This is a genomic window from Dokdonella sp. (assembly GCF_044227025.1).
In the GTDB taxonomy this organism is placed as follows: domain Bacteria; phylum Pseudomonadota; class Gammaproteobacteria; order Xanthomonadales; family Rhodanobacteraceae; genus Dokdonella_A.
The window spans coordinates 55161-78789 of record NZ_JBGAFX010000003.1 but is presented as its reverse complement, the minus strand read 5'-3'; the positions used below and the strand labels follow the sequence as shown (position 1 = coordinate 78789).

The 23629-nt window shown below is 66.6% G+C and carries 18 protein-coding genes; 5 read left to right on the top strand and 13 right to left on the bottom strand.

The features are described from left to right. Positions 1 to 79: 79 nt before the first annotated feature. The 7 genes from ACILRJ_RS08040 to ACILRJ_RS08010 all read right to left on the bottom strand — a co-directional run bounded on the left by ACILRJ_RS08040 (position 80) and on the right by ACILRJ_RS08010 (position 9863). A complete protein-coding gene (locus tag ACILRJ_RS08040) occupies positions 80 to 1408 on the bottom strand; it encodes a sensor histidine kinase (RefSeq protein ID WP_395682196.1) in 1329 nt (442 codons plus the stop codon). Between the two features lie 90 nt (positions 1409 to 1498). Continuing rightward, on the bottom strand, positions 1499 to 2848 hold the full coding sequence (locus ACILRJ_RS08035) for a sigma-54-dependent transcriptional regulator (RefSeq protein ID WP_395682194.1): 1350 nt from the start codon (positions 2846 to 2848) through the stop codon (positions 1499 to 1501). A 145-nt stretch (positions 2849 to 2993) separates the two neighbouring features. Continuing rightward, positions 2994 to 4784: a DUF885 domain-containing protein gene (locus tag ACILRJ_RS08030; RefSeq protein WP_395682192.1), complete on the bottom strand. Its 1791-nt coding sequence runs from the start codon at positions 4782 to 4784 to the stop codon at positions 2994 to 2996. Between the two features lie 505 nt (positions 4785 to 5289). Continuing rightward, complete coding sequence (locus ACILRJ_RS08025) at positions 5290 to 6501, bottom strand: ABC transporter permease (protein ID WP_395682190.1); 1212 nt, start codon at positions 6499 to 6501, stop codon at positions 5290 to 5292. 11 nt (positions 6502 to 6512) lie between these two features. Continuing rightward, entirely contained in the window at positions 6513 to 7817 is a 1305-nt protein-coding gene (locus ACILRJ_RS08020; protein WP_395682188.1) for an ABC transporter permease, read from the bottom strand. A 12-nt stretch (positions 7818 to 7829) separates the two neighbouring features. After that, complete coding sequence (locus ACILRJ_RS08015; protein WP_395682186.1) at positions 7830 to 8558, bottom strand: ABC transporter ATP-binding protein; 729 nt, start codon at positions 8556 to 8558, stop codon at positions 7830 to 7832. A 36-nt stretch (positions 8559 to 8594) separates the two neighbouring features. Beyond that, the gene (locus ACILRJ_RS08010) at positions 8595 to 9863 is read right to left on the bottom strand and encodes an efflux RND transporter periplasmic adaptor subunit (RefSeq protein ID WP_395682184.1); all 1269 of its coding nucleotides are present in this window, start codon (positions 9861 to 9863) and stop codon (positions 8595 to 8597) included. 231 nt (positions 9864 to 10094) lie between these two features. Here ACILRJ_RS08010 and ACILRJ_RS08005 point away from each other — a divergent pair, with 231 nt between their 5' ends. The 4 genes from ACILRJ_RS08005 (at position 10095) to ACILRJ_RS07990 (ending at position 14803) form a co-directional block, all read left to right on the top strand. Next, positions 10095 to 10679 carry an RNA polymerase sigma factor gene (locus ACILRJ_RS08005; RefSeq protein ID WP_395682182.1) on the top strand — a complete coding sequence of 195 codons (585 nt, stop codon included), beginning with the start codon at positions 10095 to 10097 and terminating at the stop codon, positions 10677 to 10679. After that, positions 10655 to 11239: a hypothetical protein gene (locus tag ACILRJ_RS08000; RefSeq protein WP_395682180.1), complete on the top strand. Its 585-nt coding sequence runs from the start codon at positions 10655 to 10657 to the stop codon at positions 11237 to 11239. The genes ACILRJ_RS08005 and ACILRJ_RS08000 overlap by 25 nt, the downstream gene beginning before the upstream one ends. 9 nt (positions 11240 to 11248) lie before the next feature. Further along, positions 11249 to 12487: a PDZ domain-containing protein gene (locus ACILRJ_RS07995; protein ID WP_395682178.1), complete on the top strand. Its 1239-nt coding sequence runs from the start codon at positions 11249 to 11251 to the stop codon at positions 12485 to 12487. A 264-nt stretch (positions 12488 to 12751) separates the two neighbouring features. Then, entirely contained in the window at positions 12752 to 14803 is a 2052-nt protein-coding gene (locus ACILRJ_RS07990) for a M13 family metallopeptidase (RefSeq protein ID WP_395682176.1), read from the top strand. 140 nt (positions 14804 to 14943) lie between these two features. Here ACILRJ_RS07990 and ACILRJ_RS07985 read toward each other — a convergent pair whose 3' ends face one another. The 3 genes from ACILRJ_RS07985 to ACILRJ_RS07975 form a co-directional block, all read right to left on the bottom strand. Continuing rightward, entirely contained in the window at positions 14944 to 16851 is a 1908-nt protein-coding gene (locus ACILRJ_RS07985; RefSeq protein ID WP_395682174.1) for an ATP-binding cassette domain-containing protein, read from the bottom strand. A gap of 111 nt (positions 16852 to 16962) precedes the next feature. Then, on the bottom strand, positions 16963 to 17994 hold the full coding sequence (gene dusA / locus ACILRJ_RS07980; protein WP_395682172.1) for a tRNA dihydrouridine(20/20a) synthase DusA: 1032 nt from the start codon (positions 17992 to 17994) through the stop codon (positions 16963 to 16965). 58 nt (positions 17995 to 18052) lie between these two features. Then, positions 18053 to 18505: a hypothetical protein gene (locus ACILRJ_RS07975; protein ID WP_395683095.1), complete on the bottom strand. Its 453-nt coding sequence runs from the start codon at positions 18503 to 18505 to the stop codon at positions 18053 to 18055. On the opposite strand from ACILRJ_RS07975, the gene ACILRJ_RS07970 reads away from it, so the two are divergent. Next, the gene (locus tag ACILRJ_RS07970) at positions 18470 to 18670 is read left to right on the top strand and encodes a hypothetical protein (RefSeq protein WP_395683060.1); all 201 of its coding nucleotides are present in this window, start codon (positions 18470 to 18472) and stop codon (positions 18668 to 18670) included. The two genes, ACILRJ_RS07975 and ACILRJ_RS07970, sit on opposite strands and share 36 nt — an antisense overlap. Positions 18671 to 18754: 84 nt before the next feature. Here ACILRJ_RS07970 and ACILRJ_RS07965 read toward each other — a convergent pair whose 3' ends face one another. From ACILRJ_RS07965 to ACILRJ_RS07955, 3 genes are all read right to left on the bottom strand, one after another. Continuing rightward, positions 18755 to 20170 (bottom strand): hypothetical protein, encoded by a 1416-nt coding sequence (locus tag ACILRJ_RS07965; RefSeq protein ID WP_395682170.1) that lies wholly within the window; start codon positions 20168 to 20170, stop codon positions 18755 to 18757. Positions 20171 to 20228: 58 nt separating this feature from the next. Next, a complete protein-coding gene (locus ACILRJ_RS07960) occupies positions 20229 to 20687 on the bottom strand; it encodes a nuclear transport factor 2 family protein (RefSeq protein WP_395682168.1) in 459 nt (152 codons plus the stop codon). Positions 20688 to 20900: 213 nt separating this feature from the next. Then, positions 20901 to 23564, bottom strand: coding sequence for a protein kinase domain-containing protein (locus ACILRJ_RS07955; RefSeq protein WP_395683058.1), 2664 nt, complete (start codon positions 23562 to 23564; stop codon positions 20901 to 20903). Positions 23565 to 23629 lie beyond the last annotated feature (65 nt).

Genomic DNA, 23629 nt, shown 5'->3' with positions numbered 1-23629 from the left:
CGCAAGCCGAGCACGCGCAGGAAAAATACTGCTGCGCCCATCCTGGATTTCCCTTCGTGCGCCCGGCGTGCTGCGTGTTTCAGTCTCTTGCTTCGGTTCTTTCGACGATCGGAAGCGCGAGCGTGACCGCGAGGCCGCCGCCGTGACGGTTGGCGAGGTGCACGCGCCCGCCGTGCGCCTCGGCGATCTCGCGTGCGAGCGCAAGGCCGAGTCCGGATCCGGCGCGCTTGGTCGAATAGAACGGCAGCAGCGCATTGGCGAGCACGGTTTCGCTCATGCCGCTGCCGCGGTCGGCGACTTCGATGCGCACTTCGCGCGATCCCTGCGCCACGCCGAGCTCGACCTCATCGGCAGCCCCGCCGGATTCGTGCGCGTTCTTCAGCAGGTTGATCAGCACCTGCTCCACCTGCGCGCGATCGAACCAGCCGGGCTGTTCCGGCACCGCGCCGACCGCACGGAACGGATAGTGGCGCGCAAGCGCGGCGAGGAACGGCGCCCATTCGATCCGCTCCGGCCGCGGCAGCGGCAGCTTGGCGAACCGCGCATAGCCGTTGATGAATCCTTCGAGGTGGCGCGTGCGTTCCTCGATCGTGTCGAACACGATGCCGAGCCGCGCCGCATCGCCGAGGCGGGCGAGTTCGCGCCCGGAATGCGAGAGCGAACGGATCGGCCCGAGCGAGTTGTTGAGCTCATGGCTGATCACGCGGATGACCTTCTTCCAGGTCATCACCTCCTGGCGCGCGAGCTCGCGCGTCAGGCGCTTGATCTGGTACAGGCGGTGCGCGCGTCCCTGCAGCTTGAACTCGCGCTGCGACAGATGAAACGTCTCGTCCTCGTTGTCGAACGCCACGCTGAACAGTCCATCCGCGCCGCTCCCGATCGCACGCGCCAACGCTTCCGGTGCGCTCGCGACGATCTCGGCGAAGCGCTCGCCGGCGAGCGAGCGGCCGCCGTTGAGCATCTGCCGCGCAGACACGTTCGCATACACGACATGTCCACCCGGTTCGACCAGCACCAGCGCGGTCGGCGTGTTCTGCACCACGGTGTCGAGCAGCAACTCGCGCTGGAACAGATGCTGGCGTTGCTCGCGAAGCACGCGCCCGAGTTCGTTGTGCGCGGCGACGAGTTCACCGACCTCGTCGCTGCGGCGGGTACCGATCGAAAAGCTGAAATCGCCATCGCGGAACGCGACCACGCTGCCGGACAGGGCGCGGATCAGCGACGCGACCGGGTGCGCGAGCTGGCGCGCGAACACCAGCGCCGGCAATGCGAGCACGAGCACCGCGGCCGCCGCGCCGTACCACGCCGACGCGAACCAGGTCGTCGCCCACGCCGCGAGCACCGCCGCGGCAACCAGTGCGGCGGCAAGTGCGGCGGCGAGTTTGCCTTCGAGGGAAAGCAGGCGCATGCAATGAGGACTTGGTCCCGGGGCTGACAACATCGCAGCTTCGGCGCGCACGGGCAATGAACAGCCGCCCCGCGCCCGGCTGTCAGAGCCTCAGCCCTCGGCCTTCAGCCCCGTCTTCTCCATGCGCCGATACAGTGCCTGGCGCGACAGGCCGAGTTCGGCGGCGGCCTGGCTGATCACGCCGCGCGCGTTGCGCAGGGCCGTCTCGATCGCCTCGCGATCGGGTTCGGCGTCGGCGGCGATGCGGCCACTGGCGGTGCGCACCGCGACGAGGCCGAGGTCCCGTGCACTGACCACGCCGTTCTGGCACAGCAATGCCGCGCGCTGGATCGCGTTCTTGAGTTCGCGCACGTTGCCGGGCCAGGCATGGCCGACGAGCGCGGTGCGCGCGCTGTCGTCGAGGCGCGCGGCGCCGGCGAGGAAATGCTCGGCCAGCGGGATCACGTCGTCGATGCGCTCGGCCAGCGGCGGCAGGCGCAACTCGATCACGTTGAGGCGGTAGTAGAGATCTTCGCGGAAGCGTCCGTCGCGGATCATCGCGGCGACATCCGCATTGGTCGCGCTGATCACGCGCACCTTGACCTTGCGCGTCCTGCTCGAACCGAGGCGCTCGAACTGGCCGCTTTCGAGCACGCGCAGCAGCTTCGCCTGCCCGGCGAGCGGCAGGTTGCCGATCTCGTCGAGGAACAGGGTGCCGCCATCGGCAAGTTCGAAGCGGCCTTCGCGCGCCTTGTTCGCCGCGCCGGTGTAGGCGCCGGGATCGGCGCCGAACAGTTCGGCTTCGATCAGCTCCGAAGGCAATGCGCCGCAATTCACGGTGACGAACGGGCCGTCCTTGACCGCAGAGTTCGCCTGGATGATCTCGGCAATGCGCTCCTTGCCGGCACCGTTCGGCCCGGTGATCAATACCGGAATGTCCGCGCGTGCGACCTGGCAGGCGAGCTCGACCACGCGTTCGGTCGCCGCGGATGCGAACACCAGGCCGCGCAGGTCGTACTGCGTGTCGAGCGCCTTGCGCCTGCGCCGACGTTCGTCGCGGAAGCGCGCGACTTCCTGCGTGGCTTCCGCCAGTTCGAGCAGGTTCTCCACGGTCGCGACCAGCTTGTGATCGTCCCACGGCTTGGCCTGGTAGTCGGACGCGCCGGCCTTGACCAGTTCGACCGCCGTTTCGAGGTGCGTCCATGCGGTCAGCAGCACGATCGGCAAGTCGGGATGTCGTTCGCGGATCGCGCGGAACAACGCCACGCCCTCCTCGCCCGAGGTCGTGTCGCTCGAGAAGTTCATGTCCTGCACGACGAGGTCGATCGGCTCGCGCGCGAGCACGGCCATGCCGTCCTCGGGCGATTGCGCGGTCAGCGTGCGGATCTCGCGCAACCCGAACAGCAGGTCAAGCGAGGTTCCGACCGCCGGATTGTCGTCGATCACGAGGACCGTGCGCATGGATTCATTCTTGGCGTCTGGGCGGCACATGCGCCGCTTGGATGCGGCGCGAGGCGAAAAGGTTGCGTGGGACGGAGCATACAACTCCGACGCGGGGATGTATCCAGAGGCGGGAGCGCATCGCTGCGCTCCCGCGCTCGTTGCATCAGGCCGAGGGTTTGCCCGCCTTGGTCGCCGCGATCCACGCGCTCACGCGCGCGTCGAGCACGTCGAGCGGCAACGCGCCTCCATCGAGGATTTCGTCGTGAAACGCGCGGATGTCGAACTTGTCGCCGAGCTCCTTCTTCGCATGCGCGCGCAGGTCGAGGATCTTCAGCTGGCCGATCTTGTAGGCAAGCGCCTGGCCCGGGGTCGAGATGTAGCGGTCGGTCTCGGACTGGATGCTCGGCTCGTCCTGCGAGGAATGCTCGCGGAAGTAGTTGACCATCTGCTCGCGCGTCCAGTGCTTGTAGTGCACGCCGGTGTCGAGCACGAGGCGATCGGCGCGCAGCAGTTCATCCGACAGGTGGCCGTAGTAGCTGAGCGGATCCTTGTAGAAGCCGAGTTCCTCGCCGAGGCGCTCGGCGTACAGTGCCCAGCCCTCGATGTAGGCGGTATAGCCGGCCTGCTGGCGGAACGGCGGCAGGTCCGGCAGCGTCTGCGCGATCGAGATCTGCATGTGATGGCCCGGCACGCCTTCGTGATAGGCGGTCGTCTCGATATTGGTGGTCAGGCGCTTGCCGAAGTCGTAGGTGTTGACGTAGATGCGCCCCGGACGCGTGCCGTCGGGCGTGCCCTGCTGGTACTCCGCGCCGGACGCCTCCTTCTCGCGATACTCCTGGGTCGGCAACACCTCGACCCTGGTTTTCGGCAGCAGGCCGAACAGCTCCGGCAGCTTCGGCTGCATCTGCTCGATGTATGACTTGTAGAGATCGACGATCTGCTGGCGCGAGGTGGCGTGCACCTTCGGGTCGTTGTCCAGCGCGACGCGCATCGCCTTCAAATCCTTGTAGCCGAGCTTCTCGGCGATCTTCGTCTGCTCCGCCTCGATGCGCTTCACCTCGGAAAGGCCGAGCTCGTGGATCGCCGCGGGTTCCATCGCCGTCGTCGTCATCTGCTCGACCGCGAACTTGTAGCGCTTGTCGCCGTCCGGCAGAGACCACAGGCCTTCGCTCGTGCGCCCCTTCGGCGCGTAGTCCTTCTCGACGAAGTCGGCGAGCTTGCGATACGCCGGGCGCACCTTGCCGTCGACCGCGGCGATCACGGCGTCGTGCAGGCGCTTGCGATCCGCCTGCGGAACGGTATCGGCGAACTTCTTCACCGACGCGCCGAACACGCTCTCCTCGCCCGCGGGCTCGGCGATCGAACGGCACTGGCCGACGACCTTTTCGAGCAGGAAGCGCGGCGGCATCAGCTTGTCCTTCTCGCCCTGCTTGAGGATCGCGATGAGGTCATCGATGATCGCGGGCACCTTGTCCAGGCGCGCGATGTAGTCCTCGTAGTGCTTCGTGCTGTCGTAGGGCAGCGCCGAGACGAACTGCGCGAGCTGCAGGTGCGCACCGCTGAACTGGTCGATCGGCATCTCGTAGTTCTTGAGGGCGATGGCTTCGAGGCCATCCTTGAGCTGGCGCACCATCAACTGCTGGTTGAGGCGGTCCTGCTCGGAGAAACCGCTGGTGTCGATCGCCTCGAAGCGCTTGAGGAACGCTTGCGCGTCCTTCTTCTGCTGCGCGATATGGCCGAGCGAAAAGTCGCTCCACCGGTCGTTGTAGCGGTAGTCGCCGAGGATAGAGGCGAACTCCGGCGACTCCTTCATCGTGTACTGCCACTGCTCGGCGAGCAGGTCGTTGAGCGCCTTGACGCGCGCGGCAACGTCGCCGGCCGCAAACGCGGATTGCATCAGGCCCATGCCGATCGCGGTGGCGACAGCAAGCATTCGGTACGGATTGCGTGACATCGAAAGACTCCAGACATCCATTCGGGCGGGCCGGCCGGATGGCCAGATCGGAAGTGCATGATCGGTGATCGACGTGCGGATTGGATGGGCCGGAAGTCCGGGTATCCTTCGGGGAAACTTGCGATGCCTTGAGTCAAGAGCATCGCCGCCGAAGCTGCTCCTACGCTCCTGTTGCTGCTGCTCGGCCTCTGCGCGCAGGAGCGCGCTGCTTCTATCGGGTCCCCTTCGGCAACGGTGAACGGCGGACGACAAAGCCCGCAGGGGCGCGCGCACGATGCGCGCGCGTTCGCCGTCAGCGCACGGATGCGCTGTCGGCGAACCTCGGCCGCCGTTCACGCACCCGCGGGGCAGGATGCCCCGCGGGCGTTGCCGCGGGGGTGTCCTTCTCTTGGGTTACCTTCTCTTGGACAAGCAAGAGAAGGTAACCGGCCCGCAGGGATGCGGGACGAACGCGCATGGATGCGGGTCGGTCCTCGCGAAGAAGAAAGACAGTAGCCCACATCAACTACACGCTGCGCGTCGCCACCGCCGGCGGCACGCGCGATGCACGCATCGCCGGGCCGAGCACCGCGAGTTGCCCGAGCAGCCACAGGCAGACGAAACCGATCGGCACGTAGTACCAGGGCAAGCGCGGCGACTGGTATTGCTGCATCAACCACAGGCTGAGTCCGTAGGCGAGGATGCCGCCTGCGATCAGGCCCATCGTCGTGATTATGAAGTTCTCGGTCTGGAAGTAGCGCAGGATGTCGAACTTGGTCGCACCGAGCGCGCGCCGCGTGCCGATCTGGCGCGTGCGCTGCGCGACCCAGAAGCTCGCCATGCCGACGATGCCGAGCGCGGTGATCGCGAGCAGCGCGAAGATCACCGCGCCGAGGATGATCGCCATCGCGCGATCGTTGGCATAGGCCTCGCGGCGCACCTGCTGCATGCTGCGCAACTTGCCGATGATGCGGCTCGGATTCGCTTCCGCCATCTTCTGCTCGACCGACTTCATGACTTCGTCACGGCGTCCCGGCTCGGCGCGCACCAGGTAGCGGGTGTAGTTGCCGTACGGCAGGTAGTACGGAATGAAGGTCGCGTTCTCGACGTCCTTGCTGTCGACCCACGGCTCCTGCGCCTTTTCGACGATGCCAATGATCGTGCTGCGCGGCTCGTCCTCGTCGAGGTAGACCTGCTTGCCAAGCGCATCGCCGTTCGGGAACAGCTTGTCGGCGAGCGCCTTGCTGACGATGATCACCGGCGGCTGCACGCGCTGGCCCTGGTCGTGGTCCTCGACTTCGGCGGGCGTGAAGTCGCGCCCGGCGACGAGGTTCACGCCGAAGGTTGAGAGCCCGTGATCGTCGACCATGTAGAACGTGGTGTCGGCACTCGAGGTTTTCTGCTTCGGCTGCAACGAGATGCCGGAGCCCCAGCCGCCGCCGCTCATCGGCACCGAGTTCGTCGTCGTCGCATCGGCGACGCCGGGGATCTGCCGCAACAAGGCGACGTCGGATTTCATCACCGCGCGCCCGTCGTAGCCCTGGCCGAAACCGGAGCTGCCGAACATGAAGGTGTCGGCCTCGTTCATCCCGCTCGGGCGGTTCATGAGATCAAGGCGCTGGCCGATGATGAACAGCGCGTTGCAGACGATCGCGAGGGTCAGCGCGACCTGCAGGCCGATCAGGATCATCGACACCTTGCTGCGCATCAGCGCGGAGAGAATCGGTCTGATTTCCATGGTGACTCTCCTCAAACCTTCAATTGAGCCGCAGGCTGCACGCGACAGGCGCGCCAGGTCGGATACAGGCCGGCGAGCAACGCGGATGCCACCGCCAGCACGATCGTCATCGCGACCATCGCCCAGTCGAGATTCGCAACCGTCTTGTACTCGGTGTACAACGCGCGCACCGCAAGCAGGCCGAGGCCGGTCAGCATCAGGCCGAGCACGCCGCCGGTCAGGCCGACCACGCCGGACTCCACCAGGAACTGGGTGAATACCTCGCGCCGGCTCGCACCGAGCGCGCGGCGCAGGCCGATCTCGCCCGCCTTGCGCGTGAACTTCGCCAGCAGCAGGCCGATGGTGTTGACCAGGCACACCACGAGGAACGCGAACGCAAGGCCGGTCTGCACCTCGACGTCGCGAGACACCACTTTCTGGTCGCGCATCCACTCGGTCACGTCGAGCAGGCGGTTGTTGAGCGGCCGCGGGAAGCGGCCGAGCTTCTTCTGCTCGTTGACGTAGTTGTCGAGGAACGATTTGTACTCGGCCAGCCGCGCTGGCGAATCGAGCTGCACCCACATCTGCATCCACACGCAATCGGACGCGAGGTACGCATCCCAGCCATCGCCGGGCGACTTCCAGCAACTGTTGTTGCCGCTCGAGCGCTGCTTGAGGTCGACCGCGGTGGTGAACGGCATGAAGAACTCGTCCGGCTCGGCGAACGCGCCGTTGGTCAGGTCGTAATAGCGCGAGCGCAGGTTCCACGCATCCAGCACGCCTATGATCGTGTAGTCGATTCCGTTGAGGCGCACGTTCTTGCCGGTGCTGTCCTGCCCACCGAACAGTTTCTCGTTGATGTCCTTGCCGAGCACGACGACGCGCGCATGGCTCTCGTCCTGGTCGTGGTTCCACGGCGCGCCGTACTTGAACTTTGGCTCGAACATCGCGAAGAAATCCGAGTACGTCACGCGACCGAGCGACTGGAACGGCTTGAGGTCCTTGTTCTCCGGCTGCACCGGCAGCGACAGCTTGAACATCGCCGCCTGCTTGTCGGCCCTGCCCGCCTTCATCAGCGCGACCGCATCCTGGTAGGTGACCTGGTCCGGCGGACGTCCGTCGTCGTAGAACGACTGGTCGCCGCTCCAGTTGTCCAGTTGCACGTAATGCAGCTTGTCGCTCTTCCACGGGATCGGGTTGCTGCCCATGAGGTGCATGACCGTCAGCGTGGTCATGCTGGCGGCGATGCCAAGCGCGATGCCGACCACCATCAGCGCGGTCAGGATCGGGTTGCGCCGCAGGCTGCGCAGGCCGAGTTGGAGGTAGTAGGCGAACATGCGCGGTCCTCCTCAGGCGATCGCGGCGGCGGCGGTGTCGTCGTCGCGCACCGGGCGCCGCAGCGCCGGCTCGTCGTCGAAATCCGTAACCTGGCCGTCGATGACGTGCACGTTGCGGTGCGCGCGTGCGGCGAGTTCCGGATCGTGCGTGACCATCACGATGGTGGTGCCCTGCCGGTTGATCTCCTCCAGCAGCTCCATCACGCCACGCGCCATCAGCGAATCGAGGTTGCCGGTCGGCTCGTCCGCGAGCAGCAGGCGCGGCGAACCCGCAAGCGCGCGCGCGATTGCCACGCGCTGCTGCTGGCCGCCCGAGAGTTCCGCCGGGTAGTGCTTCATGCGTGAGGCGAGGCCGACGCGCGACAGCGCCTCGTCGATGCGCTTCTTGCGGTCCGCCGCCGCAAACCCGCGGTAGCGCAGCGGCACGTCGACGTTGTCGAACAGGTTGAGGTCGGGGATCAGGTTGAAGCTCTGGAAGATGAAGCCGATCTTGGCGTTGCGCAGGCGCGAGCGAGCATCGTCGCCGAGGCCACTGACGTCGACGCCATCCAGCAGGTACTGGCCGCCGGTGAACTCCTCCAGCAGGCCGGCGATATTGAGGAACGTCGTCTTGCCCGATCCGGACGGACCGGTCACCGCAACGAACTCTCCTTCGCGCACGTTGATCGAGAAATCACGCAGCGCATAGGTCTCGATCAGGTGGGTGCGATAGACCTTCTGCAGGTGGGTCATCTTAAGCATGGTGGTTCCTCGTCGTCGTTCGTTGTTCTTGCTGGATCAGTTGAGCGCGATCTTCTGCGCGCCCCTGAATTCATCGGTGCCGGAAATCACGATGCGGTCGCCTTCCTTGAGGCCGCTGACGATCTCGACCGCGTTGAGGCTGGTCGCGCCAACCTGGATCTCGGTGCGTTCGGCCGTGCCGTTGCGCACGACGTAGGCAATGCGACCGGCGCCGGTGTCGACGAACGGCCCGCGCTCGACCATCAGCACGTTCGGGTGTTCATCCATCAGGATGCGCGTGGTCAGCTGCTGGTTCTGGCGCAGGCCGGCAGGCTTCCTGTCGCCGAAGCGCACGCGCCCGGTGACCTGGCCGTTCTGCACTTCGGGCGAAATAGCGCTGACTTCGCCCGCGTACTTCTCGCCGCCTTCCTGGATCTCGGCGGCCATGCCGGCGCTCAGGTCGTGCGCGAACACTTCCGGCACCTGCACCTCGATCTCCAGCGCGCTCAAGTCGACCACGCTGAGGATCGCCGCGTTCGCCGCCACGTTCGCGCGCTGCTGCACGACGAGCTGGCCGACCTGGCCGTCGACCGGCGAACGCATCTTGAGTTCGTCGACCTGGCGCGCAAGATCCTGCACCAGCAATTTCTGGCGATCGAGCGCGAAGCGCCGGGTCTTCAATTCGAACGCGAGGCTGTCGCGGTCGAGCTGCACATTGTGCTGTGCATTCGTCTCGCTCAGGCGCGACTTGGCCAGCGCATCCTTCGCGCGCAACACGGTCATCTCCGGCTGCGCTCCGCGCTGGAACGCCTTCTCGTTGCGCTCGACTTCGCGCTCAGCAGTCTGCCGGTCGATCTTCGCCTGCTCGTACGCCATCTGCGTCGCCGCCTGCGCCTTGCGGTTGTCGATCATCGCGCGCTCGACGTCGAGGCCGAGGCTGTCGAGCGTCGCCTGTTCCTGCTTGAGGCGGTTGGTCAGTTCCGGCGAATCGATCTCGGCGAGCACGTCGCCCTTCTTGACCTTGTCGCCCGCATGCACGTCGAGCGTGACGGTGCCGGCGGTGCGCGCATACAAGGTCGGGCTCACCGCCGCGACCACGCGCCCCTGCACCGACACATCGCGCACGAGGTCGCCGCGCTTGACCTCGGCGATGCGCAGGCGTGCACTGCTCGCCGACGAGTCCGCCGACATCAGCCGCACGATGGTCGGCACGCACAACCCGATCGAGGCCAACGTCGCCAGGCCGAGCCCGATCCAGACGAACTGCTTCCTGCGATTGCTCGGGGCGGTGAGCACACGGTCCTGTGCGGAGGTGTCGCGGATCATCGGGTGCAGACTCCATGGATAGCGTCGACGGTTACTCAGCAACGACTGTGCCAACACTCAAATGATTGATATCAAGAGCGTTTACGACACAAAGCCGTACACTGCGCAGTGTCCGCGGGCGATGCGGACAGGTGCCGGACAGGCTGTCCGCGCCGCTCGCTGGCGGCGTGCGCGCGCATGGCGCATCGTGCGATTGCGACCAAATCGCCGCGACCCGCATCTGACCCTTCCGTGAGCGCAACCAGTTTCCAGATCGAGGTCCCCGATACCGTCCTCGCCCGTGCGCGGCGCGGCGAAACCGGCGCGCTCGAGCAGATCTACCGCGCGTTCGAGCGCCCCGCGTTCACGCTCGCGCTGCGCATGCTCGGCGACGCCGAGCATGCGCGGGAAACCGTGCATGACGCGATGCTGCATGTGCTCGAACGCATCGGCCAGTTCCGCGGCGAGTCGCCGTTCTGGGGCTGGCTGCGCCAGATCGTCGTCAACCAGGCCTTGATGCGCCTGCGCAAGGAGCGCGGCGTGGTGCTGGAAGAATTGCCCGCCGACGACGATGTCCAGGGCAATGCACCCCCGCCGTGGGTGCTGGCCGACGCGCGCCGGCTCGAACAGGCGCTCACGCATCTGCCGGCGCTGACGCGCAGCGTGCTGTGGCTGTACCACGTCGAGGACTACACGCACCAGGAGATCGCGGAGCTGACCGGCAAGTCGGTCAGCTTCTCGAAGTCGCAGGTCATGCGCGGCAGCATTCGCTTGCGCAACCTGCTCGAACCACTGCAGGAGGAGGCCGCGCCATGCATGACCGCGACCGCACATTGAACATCGACGCGGATCGTACGCTGGGCGCCGCGCTGCGCGCCCTGCCCGATGCCGCGCCGCAGCCGGACCTGTGGCCGGAGCTCGCGCGCGCGCTCGCCGCGAAACGGCGTCCGCGCATCTGGCGCTACATCGTGCCCGCCGCACTCGCTGCCGGCGTACTGCTCGCGCTGCTGCTGCCACGCGCGACCACGCCGCCGCCGCTCGCGAACGAGCCGACGGCGACACCCTCACCTGCAACCACCGCTCCGACCAGCGCGAACGACGAACTCGATGCGCTGCGCACGCGCTCGCAGACGCTCGAGCGCTGGGTCGCGGCAGTGGCCGCGCATGCGCCGCAAAACAGCAGCGACCTGATGGCCGCGGTCGAAGTCGAGGACTTGATTGGTCTCGTCGACGTGCAGCTCGGCGCGAGCCGCGACCGCGCCGATGCGCTGCCGCTGTGGCGCCAACGCGTCGCCCTGCTCGAAGACCTTGCCACCATCCGCGGCAGTGCGTTCGCAATCGCCGCCAGCGACATCGATGCGAACGCCATCGACACCTCGTTCAATCGCATCAACTGAGGCCCCTCCATGAAGCGCAGCCTGTTGTTTCTCGCCCTCGCCCTCGCCGCACGCGGCGCCGTTGCGATCGAACCCGCCGCCAAGCCGGCACCGAATGCCGCGACACCGGCGGCCGGCGGCGCTGCCGCGAGTGCGGCGGTGCCTGCCGCCAACGCCGAAGCCGCGCGCAAGGAGCTCGCCGAGCTGCGCAAGCAGATGCAGGACCTGACGCGGCGCATGGCCGAATTGTCGGGCGAACTCGGCGACGTCGGTCCGCGCGCGTACGCGTTCCGCTACCTCGGCGAATCCGACCGCGCGATGATTGGCGTGGTGCTCGCGCGCGACAAGGATCGGGTGCGCATCAGCGCCGTCACGCCGGACGGCCCGGCCGCGCGCGCCGGCCTGCATGACGGCGACGTGATCACCGCGATCGACGGCCATGCGCTCGCCGCCACCGGCGATCCGGCGGATGGCCGCGACGAAGGCGAAGGTTCCGCCCTGCGGCAGGCGCGCGGCCTGCTCGCGAACCTCAAAGAGGGCCAGTCGGTCAGCATCGAGTACCGGCGCGGCGCGCAGAACGGCGTGGTCGTGTTCAATGCCGAGCGGCGCAAGGCGCTGAACTGGCCGGCGTTGATGAATGACGATCCGGAACACCCGTTCCTGCCGAAGGATTTCAACGAGCGCGTGCGCGTCGACGTCGAACGCGCGCAGCGGCAGGCCGATCGCGAAGTGCGCGCGCACGAGCGCATTTCCGAGGCGGGCGAACGCATCCAGGAGCGCATGAACTCGAAGCAGGTGCGCGAGTCGATGCTGAATGCGCAGCGGACGATGCGCCGTGCGATGCCATGGTGGGGCCTCAACCTGGCGCCGGTGAACGCCGACCTCGGCCGCTACTTCGGTACCGACCGCGGCGCGCTGGTGGTCGCGAGCGACACGGCTGCGTTGCCGGGACTGCGCGGCGGCGACGTCATCACCGAGGTCGGCGGCAGTGCCGTCGAGCGGCCGGAAGATGTCATGCGCGCATTGCGCGACCAACCCGAAGGCAAGGAGGTCACGGTCAAGCTGCTGCGCGACCACAAGGCGATTGCGCTGACGATGAAGACACCGGAGTTCAAGTCGATCTTCACGGCACCAGCACCGCCTGCGCCACCCGTGCCGCCTGCGCCACCGGTGGCACCGGCGCCGCCACTGCCACCCGCATCCGCCGCGCCACCGGCGCCGCCCGGGCCGCCGATGCCTCCCGCGCCGCCCGTGCCGCCGGAGTCCTGAAGCCAGCCGCACGCTTACGTCCGCCCTGGGCGCAGCCCTGTCCTGGGCGAAGTCGAATGACGCGCAGCGCCGGCGTCGAACGCTCGCAGGTGTATCGGCGTCGCGGAACGGCGTTCCGCTGCGCTCGACACGTGCGGAGGGAAGATCGAACGCCGGAAGGGACGGCTATCCGGATTGGCCGCTTCCGGACCCCTGCCATTCGGGCCATGTCCGCGCGCGCGCCATCGGCAACGATGGGGCGTTGCCAGCCATGAGGACGTTGCCATGCACGACCGCACTGCCCCGCCGACGCTGCGCCTGCGCGCGTCGCAGCTCGCCTTCCTCGTCTCGCTCGCAGCGACCGCCTCGCCCGCGCTCGCGCTGCACGGCATCGACCCCGCCGACATCAATCGCGACGGTGCCGCCTGCACGGACTTCTTCGACTACGCGAACGGCGCGTGGCGCGCGCAGCACAAGATTCCCGACTACATGGACCGTTGGAGCCGACGCTGGCAGTCGGGCGAGGTCAACAAGGAGCATGTGCGCGACATCCTCGCCGACGTTTCCGCACGCAGCGACTGGCCCGCCGGCAGCGCCGAACAACTTTCGGGCGACTTCTACGCGGCCTGCATGGACGAAGCGCGGGTCGACGAACTCGGCGTGAAGCCGGTGCAGCCCCTGCTCGACGAAGTCCGCGCGATCAAGGACAAGAGCGGCGTGCAGCGCACGATCGGCCGCCTGCACGATCTGGGCGTCAACGTGCCGTTCGGCCTGGCCGCGCAGCAGGACCTGCACGACCCGACCGTGGTCATCGCGCACCTGACCGCCGGCGGCCTCGGCATGCCGGACCGCGACTACTACCTCAAGCCCGAACCGCGCTTCGTCGAAGCGCGCGCGAAATACCACGCGCATGTCGCGAACATGTTTGCACTGGCCGGCGCCAAAGCGGATGCCGCCAAGCGGGCATCGGCCACCGTATTCGAGTTCGAGAAGCGCCTCGCGCTCGCCTCGCTCGACAACGTGGCGCTGCGCGATCCGAAGCAGCAGGACCACAAGACGACGTTTGCGCAGTTGCAGGAGCAGGTGCCCGCGTTCGACTGGGCGGGGTATTTCGACGCTGCGCACATTCCGCACAACGACCTCAACGTCACCGAACCGAAGTTCATGCAGCAGGTGCAGAAGGAACTCAAGGCGACGCCGATCGCGCAGTGGCGCACCTACCTCGAATGGCAGGTGCTGAACGCCGCGGCCGATTCGCTGTCGAAGCCGTTCGTCGAGGAGAATTTCGCGTTCAACGGCAAGTTCCTCACCGGCGCGACCGAGATGAAGCCGCGCTGGAAGCGCTGCGCCGAAGCCACCGACAACCAGCTCGGCGAGGCCCTCGGCAAGAAGTACGTCGAGAAATACTTCCCGCCGGAAGCAAAGGCGCGCATGCAGGAGATGGTGAAGAACATCCTGCTCGCGATGGGCGACACCGTTCGCGGACTCGACTGGATGGACGACAAGACCAAGGCGAAGGCGCTGGAGAAACTCGCGACGTTCAACCCGAAGATCGGTTATCCCGACAAGTTCAAGGATTACGCCGGCGTGAAGGTCGGGCGCGACTCGTACTGGGACGATGTCGTCTCCGCTTCACGCTGGAACGTCAATGATGGCCGCATGCAGATCGGCAAGCCGGTCGACCGCGCGCGCTGGGGCATGACGCCGCCGACCTCGAATGCGTACTACAACCCGCTGCTCAACGAGATCGTGTTCCCGGCCGGCATCCTGCAGCCGCCCGCGTTCGACATGACCGCGACCGACGCGGTCAACTACGGCGCGATCGGCGTGGTGATCGGCCACGAGATCAGCCACGGCTTCGACGACCAGGGCGCGCAGTTCGACGCGCAAGGGCGGCTCAGCAACTGGTGGACGCCGGCGGACGAAGAGAAATTCAAGGCGCGCGGCGCGTGCGTGGTGAAGCAGTTCGACGGCTACTTCATCGAACCGGGCATCCACCACAACGGCAAGCTCGTGCTCGGCGAGTCGATCGGCGACCTCGCTGGCGCCAAGCTCGCCTGGCTCGCTTACCAGAAGTCGCGCGAGGGCAAGGCGCCCGAGGCAACCCTCGACGGGTTCACGCCCGCGCAACAGTTCTTCCTGTCGTGGGGCCAGTGGCGCGGCGACGAGATCCGGCCGGAGACGCAGCGCACGATGGTTCAGGGCGACCCGCATCCGATCGCGAAATACCGCGTGAACGGCCCGTTGTCGAACCTGCCCGCGTTCCGCGAAGCATTTCAGTGCAAGGCGGATGCACCGATGGTGCGCGCGCCGGCAGAGCGCTGCGAAGTGTGGTGAACGCGCCAGCCGCTGCGGGAGTGGCATTCGCCATTCCCGCGGCCTCGCATTGCATTTCATAGGGTGGGCTCTGGCCCACCGCATGCTGCATCCCGGGAATTGCGACGTCTCGACAATTCCGTGGTGGGCCTGGGCCCACCCTACGCGTCGAGTTCGGTCCAGCGCGCGTACGCGGCGTCGAGTTCGAGTTGCAAGGCCGACAATTCATTGTTCAGCGCGACGATGCGCGCGCCTTCCTGCTGATAGAAACCCGGCGCCTGCATCGCGGCACCGATGACCGCGATGCGGGTTTCCAGCGCGTCGATTCGACCGGGCAGCTCTTCGAGTTCGCGCGACTCCTTGTAGCTCAGCTTGCGCTTCGCCGCGGGCGTCACAGGGGACGGAGGAGCTTTCCCTGCATCCGTGCCCGAGTCCGAAGTGGGCGATACAGGAAGAATGCCTCCGCCGCCTTTGCCGTCACGCCGTGGCGCCTGACGCAGCCAGTCGCTGTATCCGCCGACGTACTCCCCGACGCGACCGCCGCCTTCGAGCGCAAGCGTGCTGGTCACCACGTTGTCGAGGAAGTCGCGATCGTGCGAGACCAGCAGCAGCGTGCCCGCGTAAGCCGCGAGCAGTTCCTCCAGCAATTCGAGCGTCTCCACGTCGAGATCGTTGGTCGGTTCGTCCATCACCAGCAGGTTGGAGGGCTTCGCGAACAGCTTCGCCAGCAGCAGGCGGTTGCGCTCGCCGCCGGACAGCGCCGTGATCGGCGCGCGCGCGCGCTCCGGCGAGAACAGGAAGTCCTGCAGGTAGCCGAGCGCATGCTTGCGCGCGCCGTTGATCTCGATGAACTCGCGACCTTCCGATACGTTGTCGAGCGCACTGAGGTCGTCGCGCAGGTGGAGGCGGTGCTGGTCGAAATACGCGATCTCCAGATTGGTGCCCAGGCGTACCTCGCCAAGTTGCGGCGCGAGCTGGCCAAGCAGCAGGTGCAGCAGCGTGGTCTTGCCGGAACCGTTCGCGCCGATCAGGCCGACGCGGTCGCCGCGCTGGATGGTCGTGGTCAGGTCGGCGACGATCGTGCGCTCGCCGTAACCGAAACGGATGCCGTCGACGTCGATCACGCGGCGCCCCGACGCGCCCGCCGTGCCGACCTGCAGTTTCGCCTTGCCGCCGAGTTCCCGCCTCTGTGCACGCTCGCGCCGCATTGCCTCGAGCTCGCGCACGCGGCCTTCGTTGCGCGTGCGGCGCGCCTTGATGCCCTGGCGGATCCACACTTCCTCCTGCGCGAGCTTCTTGTCGAACAGCGCGTTCGCCTGCGCTTCCGCATGCAGGCGCTCCTCGCGCCGGCGCAGGTAGTTGTCGTAGTCGCCCGGCCAGCTCGTCACCTGGCCGCGATCGATTTCGACAATGCGTGTCGCCAGCGCGCGCAGGAAACGGCGGTCATGGGTGACGAACACGACGCTGCCGGCGAAGTCGAGAAGGAACTGCTCAAGCCAGTCGATCGCCTCGATGTCGAGATGGTTGGTCGGCTCGTCGAGCAGCAACACGTCCGGATCGAGCACGAGCGCGCGCGCGAGCAGCACGCGGCGCTTCATGCCGCCGGACAACGCGGCGAATTCCGCCTCCTCGGGCAGGTCCAGGCGCGTCAGCACCTGGATCACGCGGCTGTCGATGTCCCAGCCGTGCTCGGCCTCGATCTGCGCCTGCACGCGCCCGAGCGCGTCGGCGTTCCCGGGCACCTCGAGGTGATGGGTCAGGTGGTGGTACTCGGCGATCAGCTCGCCGAGGTGGCCGAGCGCTCCGGCCACGACGTCGAACACGCTGCCGGCGACGTCGGTCGGCACTTCCTGCATCAGTTTTGCGACGCGCACGCCGTCCTGCACGCGCACCTCGCCGTCATCGGGGCGTATCTCGCGCGCGATCAGCTTCAGCAGGGTCGACTTGCCGGCGCCGTTGCGCCCGACCACGCAGATGCGCTCGTTGCGTTCGATCGATAGCGTCGCGCCTTCGAGCAGCAGTGGACCGCCGACCGAGTAGTCGACGTTGACGAGGTTGACGAGGGACATGCGTGGGCGGCGTTCGAGGTTGCGGCGCGTATTGTGCCCTGAACCGCCGGGTCCGGGCGGGCCGGTGGAGCGGCTTCAGCACGCGAAGCGTTCCTTCCCCGGTCCCTGCGCCTACGCGGCGCGGCTGCGCAGCTCCCCACGCCGCGCCGCCATCGCCTGCCCGATCACGTCCCAGCCCGCGTCCGCGCGATGCGCCTGCTCGCTGAGCATGCGCCGGAACGCGCGCGCACCGGGCAAGCCCTGGTAGAGCCCGAGCACATGGCGCGTGATGTGCTGCAGGCGATCGCCGCGCGCGAGATGCGCCTCGACGTACGGGCGCAGGCGCATGAGCACGTCGTCGCGATCGGGAAGCGGCGTGCCATGCAACGCATGCTCGATCTCCGCAAGTCGATACGGTTCGTGGTACGCGGTGCGGCCGAGCATCACGCCATCGACGTGACGCAGGTGTTCCTCGACCTCGGCAACGCTCGCGACGCCGCCGTTGATGACCACGGTCAGTTGCGGATGCTCCTGCTTCAGCCGGTACACGCGCTCGTAGTTCAGCGGTGGCACCTCGCGATTTTCCTTCGGCGAAAGACCCTGCAACCACGCCTTGCGCGCATGCACGATGAACACGTCGAAGCCGCCCGCGTGCACGTCGTCGACGAAGTGAGCGAGCCCGGCATACTCGTCCTGTTCGTCGACGCCGATGCGGCACTTCACCGTCACCGTCGCGCGCGTGTGCGCGATCGCCTCGCGCATCGCGACCACGCAGTCGCGCACCAGCGCAGGCTCGCGCATGAGGCACGCACCGAAGCGACCCGACTGCACGCGGTCCGACGGGCAGCCGACGTTGAGGTTGATCTCGTCGTAACCGAGTTCCGCACCGATGCGCGCCGCTTCCCCCAGCTGCTCCGGCTCCGAACCACCGAGCTGCAGCGCAACCGGATGCTCGCTCTCGTCGAAACCGAGCAGGCGCGCGCGATCACCGTGGATCACCGCGGGCGCGGTGACCATCTCGGTGTAGAGCAGCGCGTGCGGCGCGAGCAGGCGATGGAAGTACCGGCAGTGCCGGTCCGTCCAGTCCATCATCGGCGCGACGCAGGACACCCGGCCCGTTCGCAGCCGCGCGTCATCGCGATCAGGTTGAATCTCGATTCCCATCCGTGCCCGGCCGTTAGTTGGCGATACCGCACGTACGCGGCACGGTCCGGCGCGGATTTTACCAGCTTCGATCCATCGTTACGGTTGCCGGTTCGCGGTCAAGCGCCGGCCCTGCGCTTGAGGAACAGTACATCGAACGCGGGCGACCAGGTCTTGCCGCGTCCTTCGACAGCGCGGCCGACTCGCGCACGCCGTTGCCCTGGCTTTTCCAGGTTATGCGCTGCATGATCGACTTGCAGTCCTTGAGATGGACATCGCCTTCGAGAACGAGCGCGCCGTCCTTGAACGTTCCGACGATGACCATGATCGAGCCGCGATTGGTGACCCAGGTCTGCTGCCATTGCTTGCGCGCGGGATCGTAGCTCAGGATGCTGTCGCCGATCAGCCCATCGGTCCGCTCGTAGAGTTCGTGGATTAGGCAACCCTGTGTGATGGGTTCGACGCGGGCGTTTCGCCCTTGCACTACCTGCAGGCCATGCGCCTCGAACGCGCGCGCCAATCGCTCGAACACGGAGCGAGCGTGACGATTGCCGCAGAGACGGCCGGTTTCCGCTCGGGCCTGCACCTGCGTCGCGCCTGGAACCGCAAGTGGGGCGGTTCGCCTCGCGATGCGCTGAAAGCACCTGGATCGATGGCGCTTGCCAAAGGCGAGTTCGCGCCCGCGGAGCCGGCGTAGCGCGAAGGTCCATCGGATACGCGATTCGCCGGACCGCTCGGCGCAGGCGATTGCGCGCTGCGCATCGCCTGCTTGGCAGCGCGCTCATTCAAGCGGATCGAACCCCGCTGCGAACACCCGGTCGGTCGACAGACGCACGACCACCGCCCGGGTGAACATCGGACTTTCCGGATCCGCGCGGCGTCCATTCGCCCCGACGACGACAGGCCGACCAGCCTGCAACGAGATGCCCTGTGCATGCGCGAATTCACTCGATGTAGGCATTCCGATTATGGAAACTCCACCGATGCCGAACGATGCATCCGGGGCACCCTGTGCATCGACGCGCCCCACGACGAAATCCGAAACCTGGCCATCGGCAACCGCCATCGCCGTATAGAGGATCTTGCCGTCGTTCTGCAGCGCGAGCGCGGTCGGCCGCTGATACCCGAATCCCGCGCGCACGTCGAGACGCCTGAATCCGGGATACTCGGTCTCGCCGAATTCGGGTTGGGGCACGCCCTCCGCGGAAAGCCGGCCGAGCATCGGGAACGTGTTGTTCGCATCGTCCGTGTACTGACCGGCGAGCACGATGTCGCCGCCGGACGTGATCGCAATGTCCGCGAGTCCGTCGGGGACGTAGGCATGCGGCCAAGCTGGCACGAAGCGCCACCAGCCTCCCTCGGCAAACGACGCATCGAACTCGCCATCGACGAATTTCGCGAGCGAATACTGCACCTGGAAAGCGTCTCCTTCCTGAAAGCCGCCGACGACCACATCATCTTGTGCGGTGACGGCGATCGCCTGCAGACCGCCCAGGTGATTCAGCACCGAGCCGTCGGCCGCGAACTCGAGCAGGTCGACGACGCCATCTCCACCGAACGTGGCGTCGAGGTTGCCCGTGGTCCCGTCGATGCGCGCAACCACGCCATGACTTGCCGGTTGCTCGCCCCTGCTTTTCCCCGCGACGACGACGCGTCCACGTGAATCGACGTCCAGATCCGTGACCTGGAAAGGAAGCAGTGACATGCCCGCATCGCCATATCCGTCGACGGGAACGCCGCTCGAATCGAGCCGCAAGGTAAACCCGCCGAACAGCCAGGAATCGAGGATGCCTCCGACGACGGCGCTGCCATCCGCCAGCACGGCAATCGATCGCGCTTCCTGCATCCGCGATCCCAGGTTGATATCGCCGAAAAGCATCATCCCCGGATACTCGGGCGCGTTTCCATAGGTGACGTCCGGCGCACCGTTCACCGTCAACTTCGCAATGGCAATGCGAGTCTTGGGTTCGGCCAATGGCAGCGGCAATGCGTAGTCGATGTAACCGACCGCCAGCAGGCTTCCGTCCGGCAATGGCTTGATCGCGTTGAAAACGATTGCTCGCGCTCCCGACTCGATCGGAACGAACTCGCTGCGCCCCGCTGTCGCGAAAGTCGGATCCGGAACGCCCTCCTGTGCCGCCACCTGGGTGGCGCTCATGACCAAGAGTGCGAGCAGCAAGCCTGTTCCTGCTTTCATGAAGGTCCTCGTATGTTTGTACATCGGAAAATGGCGTGGCGCCGGATCGACGCGCCGCTCATCCGTAATTGGCATAGGCGCGCACGACCACGCCGCTGCGGTCGAACACGAGTGTCTCGGCAGCCAGGTGCCCCACGCCCTCGTACTCGATCACTATGCTGTCGACGCCGATACGGCAACCGCGCAAGCGAAACATCAGATCGGGCATGCGACGCAATGCTTCGATCCAGTACGCGCGTACGGACGCCTTTCCGATCAGTCGACCATCCCGAACGCCGGCGATGCGAGCGATAAAGGGAGAAGTGAGCTCGAAGTCATCGGCGTAGTGCGACAGCACGCGCTCGACGTCATGCGCATTCCACGCCGCGATCCACTCGCGGGCGAAAGCATCGGCGAATTCCTGTGTGATCACTGCATCGTCCTCCGGTCTACGTCGGCGTAAACGTCGGAAGCAGGCCGACAGCGCCAATACCGAAGAGGAGCGGGCGGGCGCCAATTTGGAGCGGCATGGCGCCATCAAGCCGGTTTCGACGTTTACGGAGTTGCAAGCAGCCTCCCCCTGCTTGTGCGCGCTGCCTGCACGGAGACTCCCTACGCCGTGCCGGCAGCGCCTCTATCGCTCGAGCGCGATGCCGGGGGAAAGGCTCGGAAACACCATGCCGCCGATGCGAGCGGCGCGAGTTCGGTCGCTGGACGTCGGAACCTTGCGAGTCGCTCGAAGAATTTTCGGCTACTCGGCGCCTGCGGTTGCGTGCAACGACTTCAGCACCTCGCGATCGATGCCTTTGCTTCCTTGCGCCAGGTCGAGGGCGCTCCGGGCAAGCGAGCGTGCTTCATCCGCCTTCCCCAGTTTGGCGAGGGCTGCAGCCGCGACACTTTTCATGGCGACGCGCGTGCGCACGTTTTGCGGAGACGCACGGGAGAAATCCGGCTCCGCCGCCGCCATCTCGTCGTAGGCGGCCTGGTGGTTGCCGAGCGCCAGGTTCGCCCAGGAACGCTGGAGCCGGGCGACAGCGGCATCCGCGAAATGACCGCCGCCCGCGCGCGCCATCAACGCGAGCGCCGTGTCCGCGCTCGCAACCGCTTCGTGCAAATTGCCCTCCTTGCGCTGCACTTCGGCGAGATACGCGAGCTGGCTCGCGATCATCGCGCTGTCCTCGCCGGATATGCGCTTCTGCATCGCGATCGCCGCTTCGAGGTCCCGTCGTGCCGCAGGCAGGTTCCCCTCGCCACCGTACAATCGCCCTCGCGTCTGCAACAGGCGCACGCAGGCTTCGCTGTCGAGAGCCGATCGGGTGCAGATATCGATGCCTTCGGCGAGAACGCGTATCGCCTCCTCGTTCCGACCTTGCACCGCGCGCAGGCGACTCAAGGCGCCGATGCCGAACAACGTTTCGCGCGCGGATTCCCCATAGGTCTGCCTTCGCATGGCGAGCCCGTTCACGACATACGCCTCAGCCTCGTCGACGCGTCCGAGCGAGACGAGGTAGCTGCCGAGAAGGCCGATGAACCACGCGGTTTCGCGATGCGGCCGGTCGTGCAGCTTTTCCGACAGCGCGATAGCATTGCGATAGGCCGCCTCACCCCTCACGGAATCGCCCAGCGAACTCGCCGAATTGGCGATGCCTTCGTAAAGCCAGAGCATGTCGCTGGTCACCGGCAGCTCGCGTTCGCGCCAATACTTCTCCGCTGCCTCGCCGCGCTCGAGCGATTGCTTGAAAAGGTGCTTTGCCGACAATTGATCGGCCTCGCTGATCATCACGCGCATCACGAGCGTCGGCGGCAACGTCGTGCTCGCTTCGACGCGCTCCCGCATGTCGCGCACCATCTGCATCAATTCATCGCTCTCTTCGCCAAGCCGCCCAAGTGCAAGGGCCAGCGTGAGCAATGCTTCATAGCCGGGGGGATCGGCACGCGCGAGCAAACGGTCGCGCCACGGCTCGATCTGCGCGACGGCCTCGTCGAACCGCTCGAGATTGATCAGCGATTCCGCGCGAAGGCGTCGCGCGTTGATCCATTGCTCGTCGTCGGGCGAGTGCAACCGATCGGCGATGACGACCGCGGCCTTGGTCATGGCGTCCATCTGCTCGTATGCCCCCATCGTCGACGCGACCGTCGACAGCACCCCGAGCAGCTCGAGTTCAGACTCATCGGGCAATGTCGGGTTGCCCAGTACGCGGCGCATGCCCAGGTCGACGACGTCCTCCGGCGTGGCCCGCGATCCGGCCGGCTGGCTCTGCTCGGCCGTGCGGAAAATATCGATGAGCAGGTCGCGCACGGAGTTCGCGCGCAGTGCCTCCGCACGCGTCGCACGCGCCTGCCAGAGCGCGCCGGCAAGCGAGCCGACGACGGCGAGCGCGAGCGCGCCCGCAAGCGCGGTGGCGATCCGGTTGCGACGGAGGAATTTCCCGAGCACGTACCATCGGGAAGGCGGATGAGCCGCGACCGGCCTCCCCTGCAAATACCGTTCGACATCCTGCACGAGCGCGGCCGCCGACGGATAGCGATGCTCCGGCTTCTCATGCAATGCTTTTCGCACGATGTTGTCGAGATCGCCCCGCAACAGCCGACGAAGCTGCGATGGGCGGGCCGGCAAGGTGTTGTCGTCACCGGTGGCATTTCCCGAGACCGTACTCGAAGGCGCTGCCGCGTCCGGGCCTTCCGGTCGTCGCCCGGTCAGCAGTTCGTGCAGCACCACGCCCAGTGCGTACACGTCCGTCGCAGTCGTGATCTGCGCCCCGCTCAATTGCTCAGGCGCGGCGTAGCTCGGTGTCAGCGCCCGCGTGAGCGTATGGTGGCTGCTCTCCTCGTCCACGAGCTTGGCGACGCCGAAGTCGAGCAGCTTGGGCGTGCCATCGGCCGTCACCAGGATATTCGATGGCTTGATGTCACGATGCACGATCAGTGCACGGTGCGCGGCCTCGACCGCGCCGGCCGCGCGCACGAACAGCTCGAGCCGCGCGCGCAATCCGAGTCGATGCTTCGCGACGTATTCGTCGAGGCGTATGCCGTCGACATATTCCAGGACGAGATAGGGGATGCCCGCTTCGTCGATGCCGCCATCGATGAGGCGCGCGATGTTGGGATGCTCGAGATGGGCAAGCAGGCGCCTTTCGCGGCGAAACAGCTTCTGCTCGACGGCAGAGAACAGGCCTCGCCGCAACAGTTTCACGGCCACCGCCTGCTCGAAATCCGCGCCGACGCGGCGCGCGAGGAATACCGTCGCCATGCCGCCCTGGCCGACGAGGCGTTCCAGCCGGAACGCACCGAACTGGCGCCCGATCAGGCCATCCGCTTCAACCGGTGCGTGCGCCTCGTCGCCAAGGATCTGGGCGTGTACCAGGACCGGCTCGTCGAGGAAACGCAGCGATGGCTGCTCGTCCGCTTCGAGCATTCCAAGCAAGCGCGTACGGTCATGCGGATGCAGGTCGCTGCGATCGAGCCAGGCCAGGCGATCCG

Bases quoted from the DNA above. Each gene is read 5' to 3' on its own strand.
- ACILRJ_RS07955 (WP_395683058.1), bottom strand. From the start codon at position 23,564: ATGCTCGAAGCGGACGAGCAGCCATCGCTGCGTTTCCTCGACGAGCCG.
- ACILRJ_RS08015 (WP_395682186.1), bottom strand. From the start codon at position 8,558: ATGCTTAAGATGACCCACCTGCAGAAGGTCTATCGCACCCACCTGATC.
- ACILRJ_RS08020 (WP_395682188.1), bottom strand. From the start codon at position 7,817: ATGTTCGCCTACTACCTCCAACTCGGCCTGCGCAGCCTGCGGCGCAAC.
- ACILRJ_RS08025 (WP_395682190.1), bottom strand. From the start codon at position 6,501: ATGGAAATCAGACCGATTCTCTCCGCGCTGATGCGCAGCAAGGTGTCG.
- ACILRJ_RS07985 (WP_395682174.1), bottom strand. From the start codon at position 16,851: ATGTCCCTCGTCAACCTCGTCAACGTCGACTACTCGGTCGGCGGTCCA.
- ACILRJ_RS07965 (WP_395682170.1), bottom strand. From the start codon at position 20,170: ATGAAAGCAGGAACAGGCTTGCTGCTCGCACTCTTGGTCATGAGCGCC.
- ACILRJ_RS08040 (WP_395682196.1), bottom strand. From the start codon at position 1,408: ATGCGCCTGCTTTCCCTCGAAGGCAAACTCGCCGCCGCACTTGCCGCC.
- ACILRJ_RS08035 (WP_395682194.1), bottom strand. From the start codon at position 2,848: ATGCGCACGGTCCTCGTGATCGACGACAATCCGGCGGTCGGAACCTCG.
- ACILRJ_RS08030 (WP_395682192.1), bottom strand. From the start codon at position 4,784: ATGTCACGCAATCCGTACCGAATGCTTGCTGTCGCCACCGCGATCGGC.
- ACILRJ_RS08010 (WP_395682184.1), bottom strand. From the start codon at position 9,863: ATGATCCGCGACACCTCCGCACAGGACCGTGTGCTCACCGCCCCGAGC.
- ACILRJ_RS07995 (WP_395682178.1), top strand. From the start codon at position 11,249: ATGAAGCGCAGCCTGTTGTTTCTCGCCCTCGCCCTCGCCGCACGCGGC.
- ACILRJ_RS07960 (WP_395682168.1), bottom strand. From the start codon at position 20,687: ATGGCGCCATGCCGCTCCAAATTGGCGCCCGCCCGCTCCTCTTCGGTA.
- ACILRJ_RS07990 (WP_395682176.1), top strand. From the start codon at position 12,752: ATGCACGACCGCACTGCCCCGCCGACGCTGCGCCTGCGCGCGTCGCAG.
- ACILRJ_RS07970 (WP_395683060.1), top strand. From the start codon at position 18,470: ATGCGCCTCGAACGCGCGCGCCAATCGCTCGAACACGGAGCGAGCGTG.
- ACILRJ_RS08000 (WP_395682180.1), top strand. From the start codon at position 10,655: ATGCATGACCGCGACCGCACATTGAACATCGACGCGGATCGTACGCTG.
- dusA (WP_395682172.1), bottom strand. From the start codon at position 17,994: ATGGGAATCGAGATTCAACCTGATCGCGATGACGCGCGGCTGCGAACG.